Source organism: Vibrio sp. 811, assembly GCF_033339195.1.
The window spans coordinates 1-531 of record NZ_JAWOUB010000889.1 but is presented as its reverse complement, the minus strand read 5'-3'; the positions used below and the strand labels follow the sequence as shown (position 1 = coordinate 531).

At 44.8% G+C, this 531-nt stretch carries 1 protein-coding gene; it reads right to left on the bottom strand.

Annotated elements, in window-relative coordinates; all coding sequences use genetic code 11:
• Positions 1-92: 92 nt before the first annotated feature.
• The coding region (locus tag R7Q46_RS29960) for a helix-turn-helix domain-containing protein (RefSeq protein ID WP_318078691.1) at positions 93-531 on the bottom strand (439 nt) is incomplete at its 5' end.

The window sequence follows — 531 nt, the reverse complement described above, 5'->3', positions numbered from 1 at the left end:
AATAAAAATAAGTAACAGAGGACATTCGCTCTGGTTACCCGTCTGGCTTCAGCCCGTTCTCGCTGAAAGGCTGAAGAGATTTTGAGGTATTGCTACTGAGCCTTAAACTTCGATTTGTCCAACTGATGTTTTTTTAGTTTGTCGTACAAGGTCTTGCGTGACACCTGTAATTCTAGTTGAACCTCTTTAAGTCTGCCTCTGTGTCGCTGCAATGCATCAAATAACAGACAATATTCAAAGTGTTCTGTGCGTTGAGTCATGCTCTGAATTTCGATGCTCTTTTCACTGTCCCAATCTTCCATGCGAAAAGTCTCAGGTTTGAGAGCGCGCAGCTCCGCAAATTGGCGCAGTTGTTTAACGTTTTCTGGCCAAGAAAGCTCTGTAATTCGGCGTACTTCGTCCAAACTGATGTGCGGTGGTTGCAGCTGATAACGACTTGCTGCATGACGTACGAAGTGTTTGTAAAGTGGGCCAATATCTTCTTTGCGTTCATCCAGCGTTGGTAAGTGGATGAGCGTTGCGAACGCTTTA